General features: G+C 67.3%; 5 protein-coding genes. 4 read left to right on the forward strand and 1 reads right to left on the reverse strand.

Annotation, left to right across the window (positions count from 1 at the left end):
- A partial coding sequence (locus MLGJGCBP_RS46380; RefSeq protein WP_201453372.1) for an NAD(P)/FAD-dependent oxidoreductase occupies positions 1-761 on the reverse strand: 761 nt, incomplete at its 3' end.
- 670 nt (positions 762-1,431) lie between these two features.
- Between MLGJGCBP_RS46380 and MLGJGCBP_RS46385 the strand changes: the two genes are divergently transcribed.
- From MLGJGCBP_RS46385 to MLGJGCBP_RS52745, 4 genes are all read left to right on the forward strand, one after another.
- Complete coding sequence (locus MLGJGCBP_RS46385; RefSeq protein ID WP_160097000.1) at positions 1,432-1,650, forward strand: hypothetical protein; 219 nt, start codon at positions 1,432-1,434, stop codon at positions 1,648-1,650.
- 298 nt (positions 1,651-1,948) lie between these two features.
- Positions 1,949-2,545: a hypothetical protein gene (locus tag MLGJGCBP_RS46390; RefSeq protein WP_160097002.1), complete on the forward strand. Its 597-nt coding sequence runs from the start codon at positions 1,949-1,951 to the stop codon at positions 2,543-2,545.
- 7 nt (positions 2,546-2,552) lie between these two features.
- Positions 2,553-3,191 (forward strand): RES family NAD+ phosphorylase, encoded by a 639-nt coding sequence (locus MLGJGCBP_RS46395; protein ID WP_160097004.1) that lies wholly within the window; start codon positions 2,553-2,555, stop codon positions 3,189-3,191.
- An 815-nt stretch (positions 3,192-4,006) separates the two neighbouring features.
- On the forward strand, positions 4,007-4,432 hold the full coding sequence (locus MLGJGCBP_RS52745) for a hypothetical protein (RefSeq protein ID WP_236581147.1): 426 nt from the start codon (positions 4,007-4,009) through the stop codon (positions 4,430-4,432).
- The last annotated feature ends 329 nt before the right edge of the window (positions 4,433-4,761 follow it).

Consider the following 4,761-nt stretch of genomic DNA (forward strand, 5'->3'; position numbering starts at 1 on the left):
GAGCCCTGAGCGGTCAGGATCCAGCGGCGCTCGCCCTCGACGACCCACATCGCCATTGCCCGGGACGCCGATTCGGGAGTCAGGGCGCCGTCCCCGAACGCGGTGAGCGCGAGTGCCTGGAAGCCCGGGTCCCAGTCCTCGGGCACCTCCAGGAAGGTGGAGGAGTAGCCCCAGTGCGCGTTGACGACTTCCTCCCGGGGAGTGGGGTAACCGAGCGCCTGCAGCCACGTCGGAGACTCGGAGAAGCGACCGCTGGCGTCGATCACCAGATCGGCGGGCAGCTCCTCCCCGTTGGTGGTGCGCACCCCCGTGACCCGGCCGTCGGCGCCGAGCAGTCCGGCCACCTCGACGCCTGAGCGGTACTGCACGCCGTCGAGTTCGGCAGCCTTGTCGCGAAGCGCCTTCTCGATCAACGGCCGACTCGCCATCAGGAACTCGAGGCCCGACTCGAACCGAGGCGACCAGCCGACCCGATCCAGGCGCATCACGTCCTGTGCGGAGTCGAGTCGCACCGCGCCCATCTCGAACGCGTGATCGGAGAAGCCGGGAAGCAGAGAATCCATCGCGGCCCGGCCCGCGGCCAAGAGCGCGTGGAAGTGGGCGCCCTGTGGCACGCCCTTGCGGAAGACCGGCTCGGTGGGTAGCTCGTCACGCTCGAGCAGCACCACCTCGCGGAAGTGATCGGCGATCGCGGCTGCGGCCAGGGTGCCGCCGATGCTGCCGCCGATGATGATCGCGCGGCCGAGGAGTGGGGTTGTCATGGGTGCTCCTGATTGGGCGGGAGACGCCTCGTCACCCGGGCGCCTAGATGTGGTCTATTTATCTAAAAAGATAACAGCAAGCATTATTAGGGACCAGGTCAGGAGATGCTGATCCCGCCGTCGACCGTCATCGCCAGGCCGGTCACGTAGCGCGACTCATCGGAGGCGAGGAAGACGGGGTCGGCGCCGGTGGCGGGTCGTTGCCGCACCCGTCAGGGCGAGGATGCGGCGACGAGAACGGGAAACAACGGCGAGAAACGCATCAGATGATCATCGCAACCCAGTCTCTGGCGTGCACGGGTGCGACACGCAGAGGAGGAAACTCGAGAGCTCTGCATGCGGAACCATCCCGAGGTGATCTGCGCCGGACACACCGCAGGAGGGCCGGCCAGTGCCTGCCCCGAAAGGGGATCGCTCATGCCCCGTAGATGATCTATGCCGACCCACGAATTTGACCGGCGTGCATTCCTCGCCTCGCTGCCCACCCCGGGTGGCCGGCGGACAATCGACGCCACGCACACCACGATCAATGACCGTCGGTACTTCCGCCAAGATCAACGCACCTCACGTACTCAGGTCGACCGGGATCGGGTCGCGATCCTGACGGTTCGCCCACCGACGCCGGCAAATCGGTCGCCCAAGCGCACCTGGTGGGGGAGCACCCGTAGGCGTGGCTACACCTGGATGCAGACGAGTTCAATACTCCGCGCCTCCCCGCGGCGGCGCCATCGACGGCTCGCTGGAGCAGTTGCTGCCCGAGAAGCTTCGGGCAAAGCCGGGGCAGCTGAGCCGATTCCACCCGAACGAATTGTCCGATCTGGTGCGCATCGGATCGAATCTTCGGCTCGAAACCGCTGTGACGCAGTCATTGTCGGTGGGGGGAATGTGATCATCGACGGGGCCATTGCCTGGAAGCCATGGCGACCGGGCTGGTGACCCGACTGCGGCATCTCGAGGTGGGCAACCGCGAACCGTGTTGCTTTTGTCGTCATTGGAACCGCGTCGGGTGACCACGTCGATCGTGCGAGACGATTCATTTCAGCACGGTGTCATCGGGCGAACGGTGCCGGACTGGTTGATGGGGAGGTTAAGTAACGGCGTGAGGGCGCTGTACTGCATCCTTCAAACCCTCTATCCTGACACGGATGGTACGCGGTACACTGTTGGCACATGTGGAGGTGGTGGACATGCTCGTCGACCGTGATCGGGCCCGCGACTCGATCCATGCCTTGTCGGATCCGGACCTGGTCGAGTTGCTGGTGGAGGAGTTCTCCCGCCGCCCTGCCCTGCGTCCGGTCCGGGACGATGTGACGGCGTTGCTGTCGATGAGCCCGGCGCTGGCGCGTCAGCAGGAGCGTGCGGTTGCCAACCCGGCTGCCGCGGCGGTGGCCCGCACGCGGATCGTCGCGTCGGTGCTGAACTCGATCGTCGAGAAGCACGAGATGCTCGACTCCACCGCCGTCAGCCGTGTCCTGGGGAAGTCGGCGACCAGCCGCAATACCGCCAGCCGCCTGTCGGCGGCCGGCACGGTGATCGCGCTGCCGGTATCGGGGCACAAGCTCTACCCCGCCTTTCAGTTCGACGCCGAACGCCGGCAGGTCCGCCCGATCGTCGCCGAGATCAACCGGGCCCTCGGCGCGAAGGACGACCCGTGGGGTGCGGCGTCCTGGTGGCTGAACCCGACCGACTTCGCCGATGACCCCCGATCCCCGGCCGCGTTGGCCGTCGACGGCGGGTATGAGCAGGATCTGCGGGACATGGCCGACGACCTGACGCAGGACTGAACCGACCGTGTCCTACCCGGATCCACCCACCCCGCTACCTGCTGCCCTGCTCACCACGATCCCCGCCGATACCTCACTGTGGCGCATCCACAGCGCCACCCGCGGCGCCGCGGAGTTGAACCCCACGGCCCGGCCGAGGGCCCGGGTCGGAGGCCGGTTCGACAGTCTCGACGGCTCCTACGGATACCTGTATCTCGGTGACTGTCCGGCAGCGGCGGTCGCCGAGACACTCTGCCGCAATCTGCCGGTCGATCAGTCCCCGCGGTTGATCCCGCGGGCGAAGATCGCCGGCCGGGTCCTGGGTGAACTGCGGACCACCCGCACGGTGACGGTCGTGGATCTGACCGGGACCGGGGCCTCGCGGATCAACGCCGGCGTCTGGTTGTCCAAGTGCGACCCCTCCGGGTATCTGCACACCCGCCGGTGGGTTGCCGCGATCCTCGCCGCGAACCCCGAGGCCGATGGTGTGCAGTTCCGGCCGCGGCACGACGAGAACACCCTCTCCTGGATGCTGGCCGAGGACCCGGCCACACACTCTCCCCCCGCGGTCACCGCCGTCGGAGGGGTGGTCGCCCTCGACTCCGCCGACGGTCACTACCTGTTGGGTGCGATTCTCACCCCGCACAACGCGGCGCTCGGACCCTGATCCAGCCCATGCCGGCGGCAGATATCTGCGCGTCGGTGTCGTGATCGGTCCGCAGCTGATTCGGAGCGGACCGCGTCGTGAGGAAGAGGTCGGCGATACGGCCATGTCCTGTCCTTCGAGAACGCGAACTGCGGTGACCTTCGGGCGGAAGACGAGATCGTCCTCCCACTGGATCCGGACAGCTCCTCGCAGGGCTCGGTGTTGACCGCGCAGGGAACGCTGTTCGCCGAAGCCGCGCAGGAGGTCGGCTGAACAGTCGTTGTTCCGATCGCTCCGGGCGCAGGTGAGGGATCGATACCCACATACGGGTGACCGCACACCGCCATGGAAGCGGTGGCGGTTCTTCGCATTCCGGATCAGCTGTTCCATGAGCCGAGGGGAGCAACCCAAGCGTGAACCACCCGTCATCGAACCCGATCGCGTACACGTAGCCGCGTATCTCGTCACCCTCATCGACACGGTTGCCAAAGTTCCTGGTGATCGGCCGACGAGGACTTCACAACCGGCGACGTTGCGGGTCGGATCGGGGTGAGCGAACCCCGCCAGCCACTGGGGGTCGGTTGGCGGGGTCGCGGCACCGGCTCGAATGCGGGGGAGGGCCGGTGCGAGGACGAGTGTAGGAAGTTCGACCCGACGATTCGGATTTTGTGACGCAGGACACGTCACTTTCTGGGTGGGGTGTTGCGGTCGTCGGATTCGACCATCCGTCCTTGTCGGCTGTGCGGTCCTCGGAACAGGGGGTTGGCGAGCATGTGGTGCGTGGAACATGGTTGTCGTGCTCTCTGGGGGCTCACTGGTGACCACGGGTGGGGGGTGTGCCGGAGTCGTGCCGGTGGGCGTGGCGCCGGGTCTCGGCCGGCGACGTGGCTGGGGTCGGGGAGGTGAGCGGCAGCGAGCGGGTGGTGTTCGACATCAACGGCGGTCTGGCGGACCTGTCGGCCTTCACCCACCTGCTGACGGGCGAGTCGGAAGGGGGCCGCCGGCAGGCGTGGCAGCGGTTCTTCGACCAGGTCGGGCAGGCGGCGGTCGTGGAATCGGGCCGAGATCTGGTGGAGGCGGCGGGCGGTCTGGGTCTGGTGGTGGTGTATTCCACGACCCGGCCCGTCTCCTGTGCGGAGCAGGCTCGGATATGGCTCGGGGACAACGGATTTCCGTCCGGTCGTGCGTTGTTGTGCCGCTCCCGCAATGATGTCCGGCCTGCCGTCGCGGTCAAGGTCGGTCACTGTCGGGCCGTGGGGTAGTGGTTGTCGGCATTCGTCGACGACGAACCGGACACCGTGGACGCACTCCGCTCGGGTGGGGTGCTGGGCACACTCGTTCGACGAGTTGTCGGGCCTGCGGGTACGCGAGCTCGAGACGGTGCTGGCCGCGAGGGGCGGCGACGGGACGATCCGGCGACGGCGTCAACGCGGTAGACCGCACCACCGGCAGGGTCGGGTGGCGCAGGGGTCGCTCTGAAGCTGGGACTTCCGTGATCGTGTCGAAATGAGTTTTTGGGCTGGGTCGCGCTGGGGCTTGACCGAGATGTCGTCGGGTGCAGCGCGGCCGCCCAGGGTTCAGCGCTACCGGT

This window comes from Rhodococcus sp. T7 (genome assembly GCF_009872365.1).
Classification (GTDB): Bacteria; Actinomycetota; Actinomycetes; order Mycobacteriales; family Mycobacteriaceae; genus Rhodococcus_F.